Here is a 20,999-nt window from a genome sequence, read left to right on the forward strand (position 1 = left end):
GGCGATGCTTGTTACCCACGTTGAACTCAAAGACTTTCGTAATTACGAGTCTCTTGGCCTAGAACTCACCTCTGGCCCAACCCTCATTGTCGGCTCGAATGGTCAAGGAAAGACCAATTTGGTTGAGGCACTGGGATTTCTCAGCACTCTCGGTTCCCATCGGGTCTCAACCGACCACGCCATGGTTCGTCAAAATACGGATGCCGCGATCATTCGAGTTCGCCTTGAACACAATGAACGAAAATTCTTGGCTGAAGTGCAGATCAATCGCAGTGGTGCCAATCGCGCACAGATTAATCGCTCCGCCATTCGAACGCGAGAGCTTCCTCGATATTTTTCCAGCGTTCTCTTCGCGCCTGAAGATCTCGCTCTCGTGCGTGGGGAACCTTCCGGCCGTCGCAGGTTTATTGATGACCTACTTGTTTTGCGTTCGCCACGGTTCAGTGGAGTGATGTCGGACTATGAGCGAGTGGTGAAGCAGCGAAACATGCTGTTGAAATCTGCTCGCGCGTCAGGAATCCGTGACGCACAGCTGAGCACGCTTGATGTGTGGGATGAACGCCTTATCGAATTTGGATCAGAAATTATCAGCGCCAGAAGTGCGCTTGTTGCTGATCTCAGTCCTGAGGTTTCGCAGTCCTACGAACGAATTGTTGGTGCGGATCATGGTGCCTCGTTGGCGAATTCTCTCAGCATCATTTCGCGTCAAGATGATCAAGACAGTGCCGTGGCAACTAATGAGGTTGGAGAAATAATTTCGGTCGCTGACGCGACGACGGCATTCACCGCAGCCCTGGAGTCGGTGAGAAAAGCAGAGAGAGACCGTGCGATTACTCTCGTCGGCCCACATCGTGATGACCTGATCTTTGGGCTAAACGGGCTGCCGGCACGCGGTTACGCAAGTCACGGTGAGTCATGGTCTTTTGCCCTTGCTCTGAAACTTGCTTCAGCCGAACTATTGCGCCGCGAATCATCTGCCGGCGATCCGGTCCTGATTTTGGATGATGTCTTTGCTGAGCTTGATCAATCGCGTCGGGAACGACTTGCGGCCTCAATCTCAAATTTTGAGCAGGTACTCATCACGGCAGCAGTTTTTGGTGATGTTCCCGAGCAACTTGCCGCGAACGTTGTGCGGATCCGCGCTGGTGAGGTTGTCACAGATGAATGATCGCGATCCCGCCGTTGACGAACACGTTGCGGTCTATTTGAGATTTCGCGAGGTTTTCGGTGACCCATCGAAACGCTCGTACATGGCACGCAAGCGTGACAAGAAAGAGCCGGGAACAAGTGTTCCGTTTGCACCAGGACGTGATCCCCACGGACTTGGGGATGTTATGGATAGCCTGACGAACAGTATGGGGTGGAGTTCTCCGCTTGCCCGTTCGGAATTGTTGTTAGGTTGGCCACAAATCGTCGGTGAAGAAACAGCGGAGCATTCTGAACCGGTTGGTATTGAAGAGGGTGTACTGACTGTGCGCTGTGATTCGACTGCGTGGGCAACACAGCTGAGGTTGATGCGTTCACGGATCTCTACGACGATCGCGCAGCAGTATCCAGAAGCAGGTGTAGACACCGTGCGCTTTGAGGGCCCCAACGCCCCTTCTTGGAAAAGAGGCCCCAGATCAATTCCAGGCCGGGGCCCGCGCGATACTTACGGCTAACAAGGCAAAATAGGTCACGTCACTAAAGAAACTCCCGTAGAACGCAATTTGACCGTCGTAGGCTCTCGGAATTTGTTAGAATATCTGAAGCCGTCAGACGCACCTCCTTCTGGAGTACCAGCTCTGAATGGCGAGTGTGAACTAGCGGCAGGAGCCTAACTTCAGATGACATCGACGCCCGAAAACGACGTGCCCGAGAGCCAGATCATTGCCAACGGTCATGTTGCCGCTGATAGCTATGGTGCCGATCAAATCCAGATCCTTGAGGGTCTTGAAGCGGTTCGCAAACGCCCCGGAATGTATATCGGTTCCACTGGCCCGCGTGGATTACACCACCTCGTCTATGAAGTTGTCGACAACTCTGTCGATGAGGCTCTGGCCGGTTACTGCGACACGATCAACGTGTGGATCCGAAAAGACGGCTCCATTCGAGTGCGAGACAACGGTCGAGGAATTCCTGTTGATCTGAACCAGCAGGAACAGAAGTCCACGGTCGAAGTTGTCATGACAATGCTGCACGCCGGCGGAAAATTCGGTGGAGGCGGCTATGCAGTTTCCGGTGGACTCCACGGCGTGGGTATTTCTGTTGTGAACGCATTGTCGGCTGAGATTGACACTGAAGTTCGCCGTCAAGGACATGTCTGGCGAATGAGTTTCGCCAATGGTGTTCCCGTTGGACCGCTAACCCAGGGCGAGAGCACTGAAGAAACCGGAACGCAGCAAACGTTCTGGCCGAGCAAAGAGACTTTCGAGACCGTCGAGTTTGATTTCGAAACTCTACGTGCACGTTTTCAGCAGATGGCCTTCCTCAACAAGGGTCTGCGCATCACGATCACCGACGAGCGTCCCGACGATGAAGAAGTCGTCGAGAGCTACATGTACGAGCGCGGTCTGGTCGACTACGTCGAATACCTGAATAAAGCCAAGAAGAACGAGCTCATTCATCCGGATGTCATCGCCTTTGAATCGGAAGATACCGAGAAGCGCATCTCGCTAGAGGTGGCCATGCAGTGGACTGCCGGCTACACCGAAAGCGTTCACACCTACGCAAACACGATCAACACCCACGAAGGCGGAACCCACGAAGAAGGCTTCCGCGCCGCACTAACCACACTGGTTAACCGTTACGCCCGCGAAAAGAACATCATCAAGGAAAAGGATGAAAATCTCTCCGGTGACGATGTTCGTGAAGGTCTGACCGCAGTTATCTCCATCAAACTCGGCGAACCGCAGTTCGAAGGCCAGACCAAAACTAAGCTCGGCAACACCGAAGCGAAGGCGTTCGTTCAGCGCATCGCCGGCCAGCAGCTCGGGGACTGGTTTGATCGCAACCCCACGCAGGCCCGCGATGTTATTCGCAAGGCCATTCAGGCATCCCAAGCACGACTTGCCGCCCGCAAGGCGCGCGAACAGACTCGTCGTAAGGGACTGCTTGAATCGAGCGGAATGCCCGGAAAGCTGCGCGACTGCTCGAGCAAAGACCCGTCACTCTCTGAAATCTTCATGGTCGAGGGTGACTCGGCAGGTGGTTCAGCCGTTCAGGGTCGCAACCCAGAATTCCAGGCGATCCTCCCGCTGCGAGGCAAAATCCTCAACGTAGAAAAGGCTCGTCTCGATCGCGCGCTCGGCAATGCCGAGGTCCAAGCCATGATCACGGCATTCGGTGCCGGTGTTGGTGAAGACTTCGATCCCGAGAAGGCTCGCTACCACAAAATTGTTTTGATGGCCGATGCTGATGTTGATGGACAACACATCACCACGTTGCTGCTGACTCTCCTCTTCCGCTACATGCGCCCGCTCATCGATTTGGGTTACGTCTATCTCGCACAGCCGCCGTTGTACCGACTCAAGTGGAGCAACGCCCAGCACGAATACGTCTACAGCGATGCTGAGCGCGATGCTCTCACCGAGATGGGCCTTTCGGCAGGAAAGCGCATGCCCAAAGACAACGGCATCCAGCGGTACAAGGGTCTTGGTGAGATGGACTACAAGGAACTGTGGGAAACCACGATGGATCCCGCTACTCGCACATTGCTTCAGGTCACCTTGGATGACGCAGCAGCAGCTGACGAAATCTTCTCGACTCTCATGGGCGAAGACGTTGAGTCTCGCCGAAACTTCATCCAGCGCAACGCCAAAGACGTCCGCTTCCTCGACATCTAGCTCGAGCAGAGCACACGGCGCCCGCATTCGCGACTGACACAGACTGGAACTGAAACTTAATGGCTGACGAAGAAACTCCGAAGAAGACCTTCGAAGACGCACCCGTAGACACGCGTCACGACAAGATCAATCAGGTTGATCTCCAGTTGGAGATGCAACGCTCCTACCTCGACTACGCAATGAGCGTCATCGTGGGCCGTGCGCTTCCTGAAGTGCGCGATGGATTGAAGCCTGTGCACCGTCGCGTTATTTACGCGATGTATGACGGTGGCTACCGCCCAGATAAGGGCTTCTCCAAGTGCACCCGTGTTATCGGTGATGTCATGGGCCAGTTCCACCCGCACGGTGACTCGTCGGTCTACGACGCCCTCGTTCGTTTGGTGCAGCCGTGGAGTCTTCGCTACCCACTGGCCCTTGGCCAGGGAAACTTTGGATCACCCGGAAACGACGGCGCTGCTGCCCACCGTTATACCGAAACCAAGATGGCCCCGCTTGCTATGGAAATGGTGCGGGACATTGAAGAAGACACCGTCGACTTCCAAGACAACTATGACGGCCGCACTCAGGAGCCGACGGTTCTTCCGAGCCGTTTCCCGAACCTGCTCGTCAACGGTTCAGTGGGAATCGCGGTCGGTATGGCCACAAACATTCCGCCACACAACCTTCGTGAGGTCGGCGAAGGTGCTCTCTGGCACTTGGCTCACCCCGAGGCTTCACAAGAGGAACTCATTGAAGCGCTCATTCAGCGCATCAAGGGGCCAGACTTTCCGACCGGTGCGCAGATCTTGGGCATCAAAGGTATTCAGGATGCGTACCGCACTGGCCGTGGTTCGGTCACGATGCGTGCCGTTGTCAATGTTGAAGAGCTCCAGGGTCGCACTTGCCTCGTCGTCACCGAGCTTCCGTACCAGGTAAACCCTGACAATCTGGCACTGAAAATTGCCGACCTCGTCAAGGACGGCAAGCTCGCCGGCATTGCCGACATCCGGGATGAGACCTCAGGTCGCACCGGCCAGCGACTCGTCATCGTGCTGAAGCGAGATGCTGTAGCGAAGGTTGTTCTCAATAACCTCTACAAGCACACGCAGCTGCAGGAAAACTTTGGCGCGAACATGCTCGCGATCGTGGATGGCATTCCGCGCACGCTATCGATCGATGGCTTTATTACCGCGTGGGCTACTCACCAAATCGAAGTCATTGTTCGCCGCACAGCCTTCCGCCTGCGAAAGGCCGAAGAGCGAGCTCACATTCTGCGCGGCTATCTCAAGGCTCTCGATGCCCTCGACGAGGTCATCGCGTTGATTCGTCGCTCGGCGACAGTAGAGGATGCCCGCGAGGGACTCATCAAGCTTCTTGAGATTGATGAAATTCAGGCCCGCGCGATTCTCGACATGCAACTGCGTCGACTCGCCGCGCTTGAGCGTCAAAAGATCACCGACGAGCATGATGCTCTTGAGCTCGAAATTGTCGAGTTCAAAGCGATCATTGCGAGCGAACAACGCCAGCGCGACATCGTTAGTGAAGAACTTACTGACCTGCTCGCGAAGTATGGTGACGATCGCCGCACCGAGATCATGATGGGCTTCGACGGCGACATGAGCATGGAAGATCTCATCCCCGAAGAGGAGATGGTGGTCACCGTTACTCGCGGCGGGTACGTCAAGCGCACCCGCAGCGACAACTACCGCAGCCAGCACCGGGGTGGCAAGGGAGTCAAGGGTGCCCAGCTTCGGGCGGATGACATCGTCGACCACCTGTTCGTCACCACGACGCACCACTGGTTGCTGTTCTTCACCAACACCGGTCGCGTCTATCGGGCAAAGGCGTACGAACTGCAGGAGGGCGGTCGGGATGCCAAGGGCCAGCACGTTGCCAACTTCTTGGCACTGCAGCCTGGTGAAGAAATTGCACAGATCCTCGACATCCGCGACTACCAGACAGCCACCTATCTCGTATTGGCTACTCACAACGGTCTCGTCAAAAAGACTGCTCTTGCCGAGTACGACACCAACCGCAGTGGTGGAATCATCGCCGTGAACCTGCGTGAGGGAGATGAACTCGTCTCGGCCATGCTCGTTGAGAGCAGCGACGATGTTCTGCTGGTTTCTCGCAAGGGAATGTCGATTCGCTTCACGGCATCCGATGAGGCACTTCGACCAATGGGTCGATCGACGTCCGGTGTGATGGGTATGAGCTTCCGTGAGGATGACCGCTTGCTGAGTGCGAGTGTTGTTCCCGAGAGTGGCTACGTCTTTGTCGTTACTGAGGGCGGCTTTGCGAAGCGCACTTCAGCGGATCAATACCGCGTTCAGGGTCGTGGTGGCTTGGGTATCAAGGTCGCCAAACTCGACGGCGCACGAGGCGATTTGGCTGGTGCTTTGATGGTCGGAGACCACGACGAAGTTCTTGTGGTTCTTGCCAGTGGCAAGGTGGTACGCTCTTCTGTCGCTGAGGTTCCGGCCAAGGGCCGTGACACTATGGGCGTTGTCTTCGCTCGATTCGCAGCCGAAGACAAGATCATTGCGATCGCACGAAACAGCGAACGAAATCTAGAAAATAAAGAACTTGAAGCTCAAGACGGTAGCGTTCTGAGCGAAGATGCCCCTGCTGGGAAGGACGAGTCGGTAGATGAGTAGTGTCGCAGAGAAGTTGCAGCGCAAGTCGCAACGTCAAACATCGGTTAAACAAGTACGACTCAAGCTGGTTTACGTCGACTTCTGGTCGGCTGTAAAGTTCTCGTTCTTGGTGGCAGTATCACTCGGAATTGTTCTTGTTGTCGCATCGATGTTGGTGTGGATCGTTCTGAACTCCACAGGAATTTTCGGAAAAGTAGACGAGATCTTCCGCGACATCCTCAGTGATGAGAGCTTTAGCGTCGCGACCAGTTTCTCGCTCGCCCAGGTTGCTGGATTCTCCTTCGTCGTCGCAATTCTGAACGTTTTGGTTGGTACAGCGTTGGGTGCGATTGCGAGTATGCTTTATAACTTCAGCGTGCGACTGACCGGTGGAATCCTCGTGGGTTTCACTAACAACTAGTCGATTACGTCAAACGGCCAGAATGCGATACTCTCGTATCTGCCCAACGGGGGTATAGCTCAGGCGGTTAGAGCGCTTCGCTGATAACGAAGAGGTCCGTGGTTCAAGTCCACGTACCCCCACTGGAATCTTCACAAGAGATTCCTTAATTGGGGCCTTAGCTCAATTGGTAGAGCGCCTGCTTTGCAAGCAGGAGGTCAGGGGTTCGATTCCCCTAGGCTCCACAGCACGACAACGAAAACCCCGGCCAGTCATCTGGCCGGGGTTTTTGCGTTTCTGCCAAGGCTCGCGCGGTGGGTGAACGGACAAGTCATGAACGCGGAGTTTCCTTCGCTCACGACGGCCTCGCCTAGGTTTTCGCCCGAAACGAGTTCAGGCCCGGTTCGAAATGAACCGGGCCTGAACTCGTTAAGAGGTTTGGGCTCAACCGTGGGTGAGCCAGCGGCAATCTTCGCCGGGTGGAGTGGAGGCTAGATAGCCTCTGCTTCGTCGTCGATCCATAGGTCGTCATCGGCGCGCAAAGTTTGCCAAGCGGCGTAGGCGACGCCAACCGCTGCGACAACTCCGATGCCGATCAGGATGTAGCGACCGAAGCCTGCTGACTTGGGTTGAGGCTTGACGATGCCAGTCTTTTCACCAGCGGTTACTGCCAAGCCCGATACGCGAGCAAAAGCATCCCGAACCTGCTGGTTCTTGGCTACTTCAAGTGCGGCAAGCGCTGTGCCGAGCGCTGACGTCACAGCAGGCAGAACATCGCCCTTGATCTTGCTCTTGGTGCTTTCGGCCGCTGAGCGGGCACCAGCGATCGACGACGACACCGCAGGCTTCACCCGTGAGTCGAGAGTGTCGTGAATTTTGGGGCTGACCTCTTCGCGAGCGTAGTTGGCGGCCTGATGGCTCGCCTCACGTACGACAGCGGAAGCATGCTCCAGCAATTCTCGCTGGTCACTCCACAGGTCTTCAGCTTGACCCTTTAAGCGCTTGAGTTCTTTCCGGCGTTTGCGAGTTAGTGCCACGGGAAACCTCCAAAGATGGTCGAACAGTTATTCCATACTGCCACGCCGGGTTCTGTGTGCGCACTGCTTTGGCTGTGAGCACCCTGAGTAACCCGGATCATAGGCACAGGTTGGCTATGTAAGAATTGACCTTATGTCTCAACACACCGCAGTTGCCACTATCAAGACAAATCTCGGAGAAATCCGTCTCAACCTTTTCGGCAACCACGCGCCGAAGACCGTTGCAAACTTCGTTGGTCTCGCCAAGGGCGACATCGAATGGACGCATCCCGCCACCGGTCAGAAGACTACAGCGCCTCTCTACGATGGCGTGATCTTCCACCGCATCATCAAGCAGTTCATGCTCCAGGGCGGCGACCCACTGGGAAAGGGCATCGGCGGCCCCGGCTACAACTTCGACGACGAGATCCACCCCGAGCTCAACTTCTCAGCCCCCTACATTCTTGCTATGGCAAACGCCGGCACGCGTGGAGGAAAGGGAACCAACGGTTCGCAGTTCTTCATCACTACCGTTGCTACCCCGTGGTTGCAGGGCAAGCACACCATCTTCGGCGCCGTGGCCGATGACGATTCACGCAAGGTCGTCGACGCGATTGAAGCCGTCGACACCGACGGTGGCGATAAGCCACTCACCGACGTTGTCATCGAGAGTGTCACGATCGACGAGGTCTAAACTTCGTGACCTCATCGCCGGATGCCAGCGGCAACTATTGCTATCGGCATCCAGATCGGCAGAGCTATACGCTATGCCAGCGATGCGGGCGCACGGTATGCCCCAGCTGCCAAACACAGGCGGCTGTGGGCGTACATTGCCCCGAATGCATCGCAGAGGCCCGTGCCAACGGACCAAAACGCAAGCCCGTTCTCGTCAGAGCAGCTCGTGCGTCTACGGGCAAGCCGGTAGTTACCTACACGCTGATAGCACTCACCGTAGCGATCTTCCTGCTTCAGCTCATCCCTGGCAGCGGCGTGACTCAAGCTCTGGTCTACTACCCACCGCTAACCGCCTCAGAACCGTGGCGAATGATCACGTCGGCATTCCTTCACTCGCCGAGCTCGATCTTCCATGTTGGATTCAACATGTTCACGCTATTCATCTTCGGTAGGGCGTTAGAGATCCCGCTTGGGCGCGCGCGATTCCTCGCTCTCTACCTGATCAGCGCCCTGGGAGGATCAGTGGCAGTGCTACTGATCGCACCGGCGTCAGTCGTGCTCGGAGCATCCGGAGCAATTTTCGGAATCGTTGCTGCGTTCTTCGTCATTCAGCGTCGAATGGGTGTGAACAACCGCGTATTGCTGATCGTGCTCGCGATCAACCTCGTCGCCGGCTTCATCCCCGGACTTAATATTTCGTGGGAAGCCCACGTCGGTGGTCTCGTGACTGGAGCGATTCTCGCCCTTGTCTTCTTGCGCCAGCGCAACAAGACATCATCGATTCCCGAGATCGCTCTCGTAGCACTCGTCGGCGCCGGATTAGTGGCCCTGACCCTCGTGCGGATCTTCGTTCTATAAGTGACTAAAAGTTATCCACAGGTTTATTAACACTGGGTATAACTACACGCGTGTAATTTCTAGCGCCACCGAGTGGTCATCAGGAATCCAACGAAAAGGATGCCGAAGCCAACCAGGATGTTCCAACTGCCGAGCGACGCAATCGGCAATTGCTGGTTGCTGACGTAGAACACAATGATCCACGCGAGGCCGATCAGCATAAAGCCAAACATGACGGGCTTGAACCAGACCGCGTTGGGGGCGTCCTCAGCGGGACGTGATGGAGAGTTTTCTGCAGAGTTACGGGCCATGAGGGAAATTCTAGCGCGAACGCCCTGGGTGCCGAACAACCGCGAGGAAAGCAGGCGGTCACAACACGTAGAATTGTGGGTATGGTTCTCGAAGACGGACGGCGAGTGCGCCGCGGCGCGAAGCCATCTCGGTCTGTCTCCGTGATCGGAATCCTTGGCGAACTCTTCATTACCGCCGGCGTGATCGTGCTACTTTTTCTCGTCTGGCAAACCTGGGTAAACAACATCGTTGTGAGTAACGCCCAACGTGACGATGCCCTCGAGCTCAGTCAAGAGTGGAACAAGGGTGAAGCGGTCAAGCTCGCTCCCGACGAAAGAGCCGACCCCGGTGTACCCGTCGTTGCGGAGGCACCAGCACAGGCTGTGGCCTTCGGAACTCTCATCGTTCCCCGATTCGGTGCCGACTACGCGCGACCCATCGCCGAGAGCGTCAACCTGAGGCAAGTGCTCAACACTCAAGGTGTCGGGCACTATGTAGGAACCCAGATGCCTGGCGAGATCGGCAATTTCGCGGTCGCCGCCCATCGCACCGGTTTTGGTGACCCCTTCTTTGACATCAATAAGCTTCAGCTCGGTGACAGCGTCTACGTTGAGACTGAAGCCGGCTGGTATCGCTATGTTTTCCGCTCGCTCGAGTATGTTCCGGCATCCGGCGTTGGGGTTCTCAACCCTGTTCCGCAGTTCGATGGCGCTGTCGCCAGCGATCGCCTCATGACAATGACCAGCTGCAATCCCATTCACACCGCTGATGAACGCATCATCGCCTATGCCGTTTATGACACGTGGTATCCGCGCTCGGAAGGCGCACCAAGCGAGATCGCAGCAATCGCCCAAAACCGTGAAGGAGCTGGCTAATGTACGCTTCCCTCTGGCGTGTTCTCCCGGGACCCGCCCTCGTCCGCGTTCTCATTCTGCTTGTGCTGATCGCCGTGATTGTAGCCGTGCTCTTTGCCTGGGTATTCCCGTGGGCACTACCGTTCGTGACTTCACTGGATGCGACGGTGCAACAGTGACCCGCATTCTTGTCATCGACAACTACGACAGTTTTGTTTACACGCTCAACGGTTATCTCCTTGAGTTGGGCGCCACTACCGAAGTGTTGCGCAACGATGCTTTTAGCGCGGATGACGCGGCGGCAGCGATAGCTGACTACGACGCCGTGCTGCTTTCGCCGGGTCCCGGCACTCCGGCTGATGCCGGGGTGAGCATCCCGATCGTTCACGCTGCTCTGGCTTCAGGTCAGCCGCTCTTTGGAGTGTGCTTGGGCCACCAGGCAATCGCTGAAGCACTGGGGGCGACCGTTACTCATGCTGATGAGTTGATGCACGGCAAGACTTCGCTGATCGAGCATGACGACAGCCTGATCTTCCGGGATATGCCGCAACCATTCACGGCTACCCGCTATCACTCGTTGGCGATTGTTGATGGCACGCTGCCTGATGAACTCCAGATCACCGCGCGCACTCCCGGCGGAGTGATCATGGGCGTGCAGCACGAATCGCAGCCGGTCTATGGTGTGCAGTTCCACCCTGAGTCAGTTCTCACCGAGGGTGGATACCTGATGCTCGGAAACTGGCTATCGAAGGTTGGCATGGCCGATGCTCCCGCACTGGCCAAGACGTTGACGCCTCTCGTTCACAACTAGCAAGCCTCTGGCAACGAGCGTGCCAGCGTGAATCGCTGAGTTAGCCAGCGCAGTACTGGAGCGTGATCTCTGATTTCTGCGGCTGGTCGCCGATGATCGACTGGTAGCTGACCGTGTTACCTGAACAGCTGAAGTCTGCGGTGAGCTTTACGCTCAACTGAAGCGCCGTGAGCGTCGTGTTCGCTTCGCCGATATCTTTCCCTGTGACCGAAGGAATCTGCACCAAACCATTTGAGACAACGAGGTTTACAGTCTCACCCTCGCGGATGATCGATCCATCGGAAGTGCGTTCGGCATCCCCGCGAGGATCGGAACTAATGACGGTGCCCTTTTTGAGGTTGGGCGAGTAAGTCTGAGAGCTCGTGCCGTAGACGAGACCTGCAGCCTCAAGCAGCTTAATTGCTGCAGCCTCCTGCATATTGCTGACGTCAGGAACAGTCACGGTAGTGCGACCCTGTGAAACAACAACTTCAACTTGCAGCCCGATGGGTACAGTTTGCCCAGGACCCGGATCGGTACGGATGATGACACCCTCGTCGATGGTTTCACTGGTCTGATTGACGCGCTTAGGCTCAAGCTCAAGCTCGGTGAGAAGAGCCTCGCCCTCCTCGTAGGTCATGCCGGCAACATCGGGCATATCCACTGCGGTCGTGCCGCCGAGTTGTGCCGGGTCTAAGCTAAACGCCCACACAACAACCGCGATGATGACAACAGTCATGAGCGCGATACCGCCCCAGATCCACGCCACTGGTGGGCGGTTCTGAGTGCGCGGTGCGCGATCGTTCTGATCAACAGCGAGCTGGCGGAAAGTGGCATCGCTGCCAGCAGTGGCGTTCGGGTTTACCCCAAACAGCGTGGCATTGAAGTCTGTGGAAGCCAGCTGCTTGCGCTCAGGAACAGCACCGGCAGCCGCAGTCTCAACATCGGTACGGAACTCGGCAGCGCTCTGATAGCGATCGAAACGATCCTTCGAGAGCGAACGGAGCACAACTGCGTCGAGGGCCGGAGAAACTGCGGCGGTTGAGGTGCTTGGCGGCGTCGCCTCGGAGTTGACGTGCTGGTACGCGACCGCGACCGGATTTTCTCCGGTAAATGGTGGCTGCCCGGTGAGAAGTTCGAACAGAACGACGCCGGTGGAGTAAAGGTCGGAGCGGGCATCCACACTCTCGCCACGTGCTTGCTCGGGAGAGAAATACTGAGCTGTGCCAACGATGGCACTGGACTCGGCAATCGTGGCGGCAGAGTCAGAGACGGCACGCGCGATGCCGAAGTCCATGACCTTCACCTGGCCGCCCGTGGTGACCATAATGTTGCCTGGCTTGATGTCGCGATGGACGACCCCAGCGCGGTGGGAGTATTCCAGAGCGGTAAGCACCTGCGCCACAATTCGCGTTGCTTCAGCGGGAGCAAGCGGACCCTCGGCAACGATGTCTTTCAACAATCGACCGTCGACGTATTCCATGATGATGAACGGAATGAGCGTCTCGTGTCCGGTCGAGTCGATGACCGACTCTTCGCCGGCATCAAAAATGCGCACGATCGTGGGGTGAGCCATTTTTGCTGCATCGTGAGCTTCGCGACGAAAGCGAGTGCGGAAGGCAGGATCGTTAGCTAGTGAAGGCTTGAGTAGCTTGATCGCTACTCGGCGCCCGAGGCGTGAATCCATACCGAGGTGAACATCGGCCATTCCACCATGGCCGAGAAGCTCGCCAATTTGGTATCGCCCAGCGAGCTGGCGTACGCCCTGTGCAACGCCTTCGCTCACTAGTTCGCTCCTTTTTCACTCTGCAGAAAGTACCGCTCTAGTCTATGTGCTGCCTGTCGTGACGGCGGCTCACGGAATGGTTACGGTGACCGGCTCGGACGATGGCGACTCAAGATCTGTGCACAATGCGGTGTACGAGATAGTGGCCGTGTCTCCCGAATTGGGGGGAAGGGTGATCGTGAATTGAGTCTCGTTCGGGCCACGACTCGCGGTGCCTTCATTGATAGTGGCGCCCTGCACGAGGAAGCTGAACCCTGAACGCGGATGCCCGGCTGGGCATCCTTGATAGTCAGCCCATTTGACGGTCACTTCTGCTGACCCTGCATAGGGACCGAGAGGGTCGAGGGTGTTCGCCGACGGTTGGGTCGGCGTCGGCGTGACCGCGACCTTGTCGTAGAAGTACACCGTGATGGTTTCGCCCTTGTTGACGTTCCCGGTTGGTGCGGCACGGTAGGAGAAACCGACCTTCTCAGCAGACGGCGCCGCGCTTCCTGTCTCGGCAGCGAGAACGAGGCCCTTGTCGGCGAGAATCGACTCGACGGCATCCTGTTTGCGGTCAAGAAGTTCGGCTTCGGTGAGCTCGACCTTCTCTGCCGTCGGTGTCGCCGACGGTGTCGGCGAGCTCGAGGTTGGTGTTCCGGAAGTCTCGATCGGGGCTTGTTCCTCAGGGTTTGCCAGCAGGGCAATGATTGCGCCGATTAGCACAACGGCCAGTAAGGAGATGAGCGCGACGATGGGCCAGGTCCACGGGTTGCGTTTCTTGGGTTCGTCGTCGACGACCGCCGTCGTGGTGACTCCGGTCGCTCCCGCCGTATTGAGTACGCGGGTTGCTTGCGTGGCGTTGCCGTAGTTCAGTCCAACGGTGGCCGCGTGAGAGTTGTCTCCCAGAATTCCGGGCACTGCTGCTGCCGCTGCTGCAATATCTCCGCGGCGCAATGACTGTGCTGCACGAGAAAGATGCGATGCGGATGCCGGACGATCGCCGGGCGATTTAGCCAAGCAGGCGTACACAAGGTTGCGCACGGGTTCGGAAACCGACATCGGCAACTCAGGCGGAGTCTCATTGATCTGAGCCATGGCGATTGCGACTTGGGATTCACCCGTAAAGGGGCGACGTCCTGCGAGGGCTTCGTAGGCGACGATGCCGAGGGAGTAAATGTCGGTGGTTGGCGAAGCGGGGTGGCCACTTGCCTGCTCAGGAGACAGATATTGCACTGTTCCCATGACTTGACCCGTTGCCGTAAGTGGCACTTGGTCAGCAATTCTGGCGATACCGAAGTCGGTGATCTTCACACGGCCTTCTGGCGTGATGAGAAGGTTTCCCGGCTTAATGTCGCGGTGAACGAGGCCAGCAGCGTGGGCGGCCTGAAGTGCGGCTGCCGTCTGGGCGACCATATCGAGCACGCGGTCAGGGTCGAGTACGCGCTCACGTTCGATGATGGCACTGAGTGCTTCACCGGGAACGAGTTCCATCACGAGGTAGGCGCTGCCTTCTTCCTCGCCATAGTCGAAGACGTTGGCGATGCCCTCATGGTTGACGAGGGCAGCGTGGCGCGCCTCAGCGCGGAACCGTTCCAAGAACCCGGGGTCACCCAGGTATTCGTCTTTAAGAATCTTGATGGCTACGGTTCGGCCAATCACGAGGTCTGTTGCTTGCCATACCTCGCCCATGCCACCGATCGCTACGCGACTGGAAAGCTGGTATCTGCCCCCGAAAGTGAGCCCACTGGTCGGTCTCATCTGTTTAGCACCGCCTCTAGTACTTGACGCCCAATTGGTGCGGAAATACCGCTTGAGGTGCCGGACTGTCCCAGTCCACCACCATCCTGAACTACTACCGCCACTACAACCTCTGGATCATTTGCCGGCGCGAACCCTGTGAACCATAGCGTGTATGGCTCACCGACTCCGTTTTCTGCTGTACCGGTCTTACCTGCGACGTCGACCCCGTCTATTCTGGCACTGCTCGCGGCACCGCTGTTGACTCCATCAACCATCATCTGGGTGAGGGCCGCAGCGGTTTGCGGGCTGATCGCTTGACCAAAAAGGGTCGGCTCGAAGGACTGAATAGTTGTGAGATCAGATGCCATGATGCTCTCAACAAGATTGGGTTGCATCAGCGTTCCACTGTTGGCTATGGCCATCGAAACCATAGCCATCTGCAGCGGGGATGCGCGAACACTTGACTGTCCGAATGCCGAAAGCATTGTCTGCGGACGGTCGAGGGCTCGCGGGTAAACACTTTCGGTCGAATCCAGAGGAACAGAAACGCTCTCGTTGAACCCGAACTTGTTTGCTTGGTCGCGAATGGCAGTGGCGCCGAGGGCATCACCCAGCTGAGCGAAGGGAATATTGCAGGAGAGTCGGATCGCGGTAGCGATCGTTGCTGACGCGCCAGCGCCGCAAGTTCCGCTGTTTGCGTTGCTGATCTTGAATGTGCTCTCGGGCAGTTGCAGTTCTGCCGGATTCGGGAAGTCGCTATCGCCCGTATAGTCGCCACTCTCTAGGGCTGCCGCTGCGACAACAAGTTTGAAGGTGGAGCCGGGCGGATCCAACGGACCAGCGAGAGTGCGATTGAAGAAGGGGGCGTCCGGGTCGTTGAGGAGTCTCTCATAGGCCTCAATCACCGCTGAGGTGTTGTGGACGGCAAGCTCGTTAGGGTCGAAGGTCGGCTTCGACACCATCGCCAAGATCTCCCCCGTTTTGGGTTTGATCGCGATAACAGCGCCCTTGTAGTCGCCGAGAGCATCCCAAGCGGCCTGCTGAACAACAGGGTCGATGGTGAGTTCGACGGCAGCACCCGTCGGATTCTGACCCGTCAGAATTGCATTCACCTGATCAAAGAACTGATCGTTGGATGACCCACTCAAGTAGTCATTGAGCGAACTCTCAAGTCCGGTGTTGCCCTGATTGAGCGTGAGGTAGCCGGTGATGGGAGCGTAGAGCTCGCCCTTCGGATAGACCCGCAGGAACTTGAACTCGTCGTCGACAGGTTGGGACAGTGCGATCGGCTCACCATCAACGAGAATCGGACCACGTTCGGCCGAGTAGCTCGCATACAGAGTGCGCACATTGCGACCATCCGCCTGCAGGCTGTCGGCAGTGACAACCTGAATCACGGAACTTGAAATAAACAAGCTCACGAACATGAGCAACACAACAGTGCTCACACGCTTGAGTTCGCGGTTCACTGCCCCACCACCAATCGGTTTTCGATGGATGGCTCAATAACCAGTTGTGGTTGGTGGCGCACGGTGTCAGAAAGTCGCAGCAAGAGAGCGGCAATGATCCAGTTGGCAACCAGAGATGAACCACCAGCAGCGAGGAAGGGTGTCGTAAGTCCTGTCAAAGGAATCACGCGCGTGACCCCGCCAATGACAACAAAGACTTGCAGCGCGATCACGAAAGCGAGACCGACCCCGAGGAGGCGGCCGAAATCGTCTTGACCGGCAAAGCCGATCCGGAATCCACGAGACACAAACAGAAGGTACAGCGCCAAGATTGCGAAGATGCCGATAAGGCCCAACTCTTCGCCGAGCGCCGAGATGATGTAGTCACTCTCGGCGAGGGGAGTGATCTGGGGGCTGCCGCGTCCAAGTCCGGTGCCAATGAGCCCGCCGTCTGCGAGGCCAAACAAGCCCTGCACTAGCTGGTAACTGCCACCGGTCGCGTCGTAGACATCCGGGTTGAAAGGATCGAGCCACGCATCGATGCGACCCGAAATGTAGGTGAGGAAGCGGCTAGCAACGAACGCGCCGCCCAAGAACATGGCCATTCCGAGCAGAATCCAGCTAGAACGGCCGGTCGCGACATAGATCATTACCAAGAAGAGGCCGAAATACAGCAGGGCAGTACCCATGTCGCGCTGGAAGATCAAGACGAGCATCGACGCCACGAAGACGACGATGATGGGCCCAAGGTCGCGGGCACGCGGGAACGTCATACCCAACACTTTGCGACCGACCATCGAAAGCGAGTCACGAGCCGAGACCAGGTAACCGGCGAAGAAAATCGCCAAAGCAATTTTGGCGAGCTCACCCGGTTGGAACGAGAACGCACCAATCTGAACCCAGAGGCGGGCACCGAAACGAGTGTCGCCAATGACAGGAGCGAGCGGCAAGAGCAGCAGAGCGATACCGCTGAACATGGCAATGTACCGGTAACGCTGCAGCACCCGGTGGTTCTTGATGATGAGCAGAACCGCCATCGCAATGATGATCGCGATGCCCGTCCAGACAATCTGGCGAACGCCGCCGCTGCTCCAGCCCGTGAGCTCATCCGCCAAATCGAGGCGGTAGATCATGGCGATACCGAGCCCATTGAGCACAGTAATGATCGGCAGAATCAGAGGATCGGCATCCCGTGCAGTGACCCGCAAAGTGATGTGCATCGCGAACACCAGCACGCCAAGCAGACCCGAGAGCCCAAGCACGGTGAAACCGAGATGGCCGATTGCCCCCAACTGAACAAGAGCGATCGACCCAAGATTGATTGCCACCGCAATGATTACGAGCAGCAGTTCAAGATTGCGCAGCCGAGCGGGCACCCGCAGCCTGAGGCGGATGTTTTCGGTGATCGCTCGCGGGCCGGCCGATGCCGAGGCGCGAACGTCTTGGCTAGGGGATGCGGGCATCAGACAACAATCTCACTATGCGGCGGGCATCTTCAAGGTCGTGGGCGTTGATTGTGTTTTCAACGCTGGCGCGGCGGTACAGGGGAAGGTCGACCACTCGAATGTCAGTGATTTGGTAGACGTGCGACATCGAAATGGGGCCGATGTCTTGCTGCACGCCCTGATAGATCGCAACCTGGCCATCGTCAGCACCCACGTAAAACTGCAATTGGGTGTACTGGTAACCACCAACGAGCCCACCAGTGATCACCGCAATAGTGATCGTGATGAACGCGATCCAGGAGATACGACGACGGCGAACTCGACGACGATCTTCACGGATGATCGCCTGGTAGTACTCATCAGATTCAGGCTCGAAGTGGCTATCGTCAGGCTGCGTTGCTTTGAGGGGGTGCAGAAGCAAATTGGGGAGGCGAACGGGCTTCTTAGAGCTTGAGGGCTCGAACGACAGCGGAGACGCAGCCGAGCCGACCGTAATCGGTGGGGTGTGGGCAGATGAATTGTCATCACCAATATCGACGAGCACCACGGTCACGTTGTCTGGAGCCCCTTGGTCGAGGCTGGCCTGTACGAGGCGTTCGGTTGCGGCATCCGCATCGGTGACTCGGCGTAGCGTTGCGGCGATCTTGTCTTCTGTGACAAAACTGCTCAGCCCATCGGAGCACAGCAACCACCGGTCGCCAGGCTTCGTCTCAAGAACATCAGTATCAATTTCGGGAGACGCATCAACGTCACCCAATACCCGCATCAACACTGAGCGACGTGGATGCACGGCCGCCTCTTCTTGAGTGATGCGCCCGCTCTCGACCAAACGTTGAACGAAGGTGTGATCGTGCGTGATTTGAGTCATCGTGCCGTCACGCAGCAAGTAAATGCGTGAGTCACCAATGTGGGCCATGGCCATTTTGTTGCCAACGCGAACCATGCCGCTGACGGTGGTGCCCATTCCGGTGAGCTCGTTGTGCTCAATTACGGTCTCAGACAGGATGTTGTTGGCAGCAAGCAGAGTCTCGTGCAGAATTTCTGCTGCTTCTTCTGCGGTCTCGAAAACGCGGTCGGCTTCAACGAGGTGTTTGATGGTGATCGCTGATGCTACATCGCCACCAGCGTGACCGCCCATGCCGTCCGCGACAATAAACAGGTGGCTGCCGGCGTAGGCCGAGTCCTGGTTATTTGCGCGGACCCTACCCACATGGGATGCGGCAGCACTGTTGCCCGAATTGGCCATCCAGTTACCGTCGCAGTTCGAAGCTGGTTGTACCGATCTTGATCGGCGTATTCAACGGGATCGGCGTCGGAACGCTCACGCGCTGGCCGGCCAAGAAGGTGCCGTTTGTGGAATCGAGGTCTTGAACAACCCAGCTGTCAGCCCAGCGCAACAATCGAGCGTGGTGAGTTGACGTGTAATCGTCACGGATGACCAAACCAGATTCGCTCGAACGACCGATCGTGAGCTGTTCATCCGGCAAAGAAATCTCGAGTCCCTCTTTTGAGCCAGACACGATGACGAGTCGTGTGGCATCAAGGGAGTTTCCGGAAGCGGGAGCAGGCGCTACTGGGCGCGTGGGTTGTGCTGCAACGGGCGAAGCGGCGGGAGTGGTTGGTGCTGCGGGTGCGGACGGCGTGGCGGTGTTCTGCACGGGCATCCGTCGGACTTTTTCTCCGAAGAGATCGGAGCGCAGCGCGTAGACGATGGCAAAGATGAAGCCCCACATGATGGCGAGGAAGGCGACGCGCAGCAGCAGGAGGGTGAGTTCACTCATAGGGTGAACCCCCGGTCGTTGCGGCGGTCAGCGGGCTGGTCGACATCTGCGGATTGGGCAAGCACACGGAACACGATACGGGTTCGACCGATATCAATCACGGATTCTGGCGCGAGTGGTGCGCGAGAGACGGGAGATCCGTTCAATTTGGAGCCGTTTGTGGAGTTGAGGTCGTTGACTTCGGCCTTGGAACCGTCCCACAAGATTTCGACATGTTTGCGAGAGATGCCGTTGTCGTCGACGGTGATGTCAGCTTCACTGCCTCGACCAATGATGGTGCGTGAATGAACGAGGGGATGCCGGGTGCCGTTGATTTCGAGCACGGGAGTCCACGCGACGGTGCCTTTGACGCTGACCGAATCGACTTCGATCATTCCTTGGCTGAGGGCCTCGTCGGGAACGAGGGTGATGCCGATTCCGCCAGAGAAGGAGTAGTGCTGGGCTGTGGCGTGGCGTTGCACTAGTTCGGTGAGCTCTGAGATGAGTGTTGACCCGAGCCCGGACATCCGTTGGTAGTCCGTTTGGCTGAGGCGCACCGTGAAGTTGTTGGGCACGAGGATACGGTCGCGCGAGACTACAGCGGCCTGCGTGTCGAGTTCGCGGCGCAGAGCGCTGGTGATTTCGACGGGTTGCAGACCACTTTTGAAGGTCTTAGCGAATGCGCCGTTTACGGCACGCTCGAGACCTCGCTCAAAGTTGTCCAGAAGACCCAAAGCTCTCCTCGTGATAGCTCGTTGTAGTACGTCGATGTTAGCTGTTAAGGGAGGCTAACCCGTTACCGACGCCGAGCAATTAGGGCAGGAGGCCCATCGGATCAACGCGTGTGCCGTTGACGTAGGTCTCAAAGTGGAGGTGGGCGACGGTGACATAACCGGTGCTTCCGCTCAAACCGATGGGGGTTCCTGCGGCAACTGTTTGGCCGGGGGAAACCATCTGTGAGCCCTGAATCATGTGGGAGTAGAGGGTCGAAACCCCGCTGCCGTGATCGATTTTGATGTACTGACCCCAGCCGCCGCCGTAGGTGACCTGAGTGACGACGCCGGGGGATGCAGAAACGATAGTGGCGCCGCTGCCGGTCATGATGTCGATTCCGCCGTGGAATTCTCCGGCGCCGCGGTAGCCGAAGCCGTCATTGACGGGGGCGTTTGCGGGCCAGACGGCGAGGAAGCCGGCGAAAGCGCCACCGTAGGAGCCTGCGAAGGAACCAGAGGGGCCCGAGGGGGTGTAAACGGGAGCGACGGGCTCAACAACGAGCTTCTTTACCTTGATGGCGTCGCGAGTTGCTGGGCTGATCTCGGCATCTGCCGATGAGGCGAACGACTGGCTGGGGATTGAGGTGGTGGCCTCAGCTGATGCGACGGCTGAAGCCTGTTGCAGAACTGCGGATGCCGAAGCTGCGGAAGCAGTGGAAACAATGTCGCGAGAAGACGGCTCCATGTGTGCTGCGGCTGGAACAGTCACGCTCACGACGACAGCCATGATTGCGCTGAGTGTCAGCAATCGTTTCACGCGGTA

Annotated in this window: 20 protein-coding genes and 2 tRNA genes; 12 read left to right on the top strand and 10 right to left on the bottom strand. The window is 57.4% G+C overall.

What is annotated here, in order from left to right:
* Window positions 1-4: 4 nt before the first annotated feature.
* The 7 genes from recF (at window position 5) to ACOH1Z_RS07800 (ending at window position 7,084) form a co-directional block, all read left to right on the top strand.
* Complete coding sequence (recF, locus tag ACOH1Z_RS07770) at window positions 5-1,168, top strand: DNA replication/repair protein RecF (protein WP_449647870.1); 1,164 nt, start codon at window positions 5-7, stop codon at window positions 1,166-1,168.
* Window positions 1,161-1,661: a DciA family protein gene (locus tag ACOH1Z_RS07775; RefSeq protein WP_449647871.1), complete on the top strand. Its 501-nt coding sequence runs from the start codon at window positions 1,161-1,163 to the stop codon at window positions 1,659-1,661. Before recF ends, ACOH1Z_RS07775 begins: the two co-directional genes overlap by 8 nt.
* A 165-nt stretch (window positions 1,662-1,826) precedes the next feature.
* On the top strand, window positions 1,827-3,824 hold the full coding sequence (gene gyrB / locus ACOH1Z_RS07780) for a DNA topoisomerase (ATP-hydrolyzing) subunit B (protein ID WP_449647872.1): 1,998 nt from the start codon (window positions 1,827-1,829) through the stop codon (window positions 3,822-3,824).
* Between the two features lie 59 nt (window positions 3,825-3,883).
* Window positions 3,884-6,460, top strand: coding sequence for a DNA gyrase subunit A (gyrA, locus tag ACOH1Z_RS07785; protein ID WP_449647873.1), 2,577 nt, complete (start codon window positions 3,884-3,886; stop codon window positions 6,458-6,460).
* Window positions 6,453-6,860 (top strand): DUF3566 domain-containing protein, encoded by a 408-nt coding sequence (locus ACOH1Z_RS07790; protein ID WP_449647874.1) that lies wholly within the window; start codon window positions 6,453-6,455, stop codon window positions 6,858-6,860. The genes gyrA and ACOH1Z_RS07790 overlap by 8 nt, the downstream gene beginning before the upstream one ends.
* 48 nt (window positions 6,861-6,908) lie before the next feature.
* Window positions 6,909-6,982, top strand: a tRNA-Ile gene (locus tag ACOH1Z_RS07795).
* Between the two features lie 29 nt (window positions 6,983-7,011).
* Window positions 7,012-7,084, top strand: a tRNA-Ala gene (locus ACOH1Z_RS07800).
* A 246-nt stretch (window positions 7,085-7,330) separates the two neighbouring features.
* On the opposite strand, the gene ACOH1Z_RS07805 is transcribed toward ACOH1Z_RS07800, so the two are convergent.
* The gene (locus tag ACOH1Z_RS07805; RefSeq protein ID WP_449647875.1) at window positions 7,331-7,876 is read right to left on the bottom strand and encodes a hypothetical protein; all 546 of its coding nucleotides are present in this window, start codon (window positions 7,874-7,876) and stop codon (window positions 7,331-7,333) included.
* Window positions 7,877-8,009: 133 nt separating this feature from the next.
* On the opposite strand from ACOH1Z_RS07805, the gene ACOH1Z_RS07810 reads away from it, so the two are divergent.
* A complete protein-coding gene (locus tag ACOH1Z_RS07810) occupies window positions 8,010-8,549 on the top strand; it encodes a peptidylprolyl isomerase (RefSeq protein WP_449647876.1) in 540 nt (179 codons plus the stop codon).
* Window positions 8,550-8,674: 125 nt separating this feature from the next.
* Entirely contained in the window at window positions 8,675-9,388 is a 714-nt protein-coding gene (locus tag ACOH1Z_RS07815) for a rhomboid family intramembrane serine protease (protein WP_449647877.1), read from the top strand.
* 59 nt (window positions 9,389-9,447) lie between these two features.
* On the opposite strand, the gene ACOH1Z_RS07820 is transcribed toward ACOH1Z_RS07815, so the two are convergent.
* Complete coding sequence (locus ACOH1Z_RS07820; protein ID WP_449625563.1) at window positions 9,448-9,678, bottom strand: cell division protein CrgA; 231 nt, start codon at window positions 9,676-9,678, stop codon at window positions 9,448-9,450.
* Window positions 9,679-9,759: 81 nt separating this feature from the next.
* Between ACOH1Z_RS07820 and ACOH1Z_RS07825 the strand changes: the two genes are divergently transcribed.
* From ACOH1Z_RS07825 to ACOH1Z_RS07835, 3 genes are read left to right on the top strand one after another with little or no spacing between them, the layout of a single operon-like run.
* Window positions 9,760-10,533, top strand: coding sequence for a class E sortase (locus tag ACOH1Z_RS07825; protein WP_449647878.1), 774 nt, complete (start codon window positions 9,760-9,762; stop codon window positions 10,531-10,533).
* Window positions 10,533-10,691 (top strand): hypothetical protein, encoded by a 159-nt coding sequence (locus ACOH1Z_RS07830; protein WP_449647879.1) that lies wholly within the window; start codon window positions 10,533-10,535, stop codon window positions 10,689-10,691. The genes ACOH1Z_RS07825 and ACOH1Z_RS07830 overlap by 1 nt, the downstream gene beginning before the upstream one ends.
* A complete protein-coding gene (locus ACOH1Z_RS07835; RefSeq protein WP_449647880.1) occupies window positions 10,688-11,323 on the top strand; it encodes an anthranilate synthase component II in 636 nt (211 codons plus the stop codon). The genes ACOH1Z_RS07830 and ACOH1Z_RS07835 overlap by 4 nt, the downstream gene beginning before the upstream one ends.
* 40 nt (window positions 11,324-11,363) lie before the next feature.
* Here the strand turns inward: ACOH1Z_RS07835 and pknB are convergent, their stop codons facing one another.
* The 8 genes from pknB to ACOH1Z_RS07875 form a co-directional block, all read right to left on the bottom strand.
* Window positions 11,364-13,088, bottom strand: a complete 1,725-nt coding sequence (gene pknB, locus ACOH1Z_RS07840) for a Stk1 family PASTA domain-containing Ser/Thr kinase (RefSeq protein ID WP_449647881.1) — start codon at window positions 13,086-13,088, stop codon at window positions 11,364-11,366.
* Between the two features lie 69 nt (window positions 13,089-13,157).
* Window positions 13,158-14,828, bottom strand: a complete 1,671-nt coding sequence (locus ACOH1Z_RS07845) for a protein kinase domain-containing protein (RefSeq protein ID WP_449647882.1) — start codon at window positions 14,826-14,828, stop codon at window positions 13,158-13,160.
* Window positions 14,825-16,279 (bottom strand): peptidoglycan D,D-transpeptidase FtsI family protein, encoded by a 1,455-nt coding sequence (locus ACOH1Z_RS07850; RefSeq protein WP_449647883.1) that lies wholly within the window; start codon window positions 16,277-16,279, stop codon window positions 14,825-14,827. The genes ACOH1Z_RS07845 and ACOH1Z_RS07850 overlap by 4 nt, the downstream gene beginning before the upstream one ends.
* Window positions 16,276-17,721: an FtsW/RodA/SpoVE family cell cycle protein gene (locus ACOH1Z_RS07855; RefSeq protein WP_449647884.1), complete on the bottom strand. Its 1,446-nt coding sequence runs from the start codon at window positions 17,719-17,721 to the stop codon at window positions 16,276-16,278. Before ACOH1Z_RS07855 ends, ACOH1Z_RS07850 begins: the two co-directional genes overlap by 4 nt.
* Window positions 17,705-18,949 (bottom strand): Stp1/IreP family PP2C-type Ser/Thr phosphatase, encoded by a 1,245-nt coding sequence (locus tag ACOH1Z_RS07860; RefSeq protein WP_449647885.1) that lies wholly within the window; start codon window positions 18,947-18,949, stop codon window positions 17,705-17,707. Before ACOH1Z_RS07860 ends, ACOH1Z_RS07855 begins: the two co-directional genes overlap by 17 nt.
* Before the next feature lie 4 nt (window positions 18,950-18,953).
* Window positions 18,954-19,484, bottom strand: coding sequence for an FHA domain-containing protein FhaB/FipA (locus ACOH1Z_RS07865; protein WP_449647886.1), 531 nt, complete (start codon window positions 19,482-19,484; stop codon window positions 18,954-18,956).
* A complete protein-coding gene (locus ACOH1Z_RS07870) occupies window positions 19,481-20,197 on the bottom strand; it encodes an FHA domain-containing protein (RefSeq protein WP_449647887.1) in 717 nt (238 codons plus the stop codon). Before ACOH1Z_RS07870 ends, ACOH1Z_RS07865 begins: the two co-directional genes overlap by 4 nt.
* Window positions 20,198-20,276: 79 nt before the next feature.
* Complete coding sequence (locus tag ACOH1Z_RS07875; RefSeq protein WP_449647888.1) at window positions 20,277-20,993, bottom strand: M23 family metallopeptidase; 717 nt, start codon at window positions 20,991-20,993, stop codon at window positions 20,277-20,279.
* Between the last annotated feature and the right edge of the window lie 6 nt (window positions 20,994-20,999).

The sequence above is a fragment of the Rhodoglobus sp. genome (assembly GCF_053580035.1).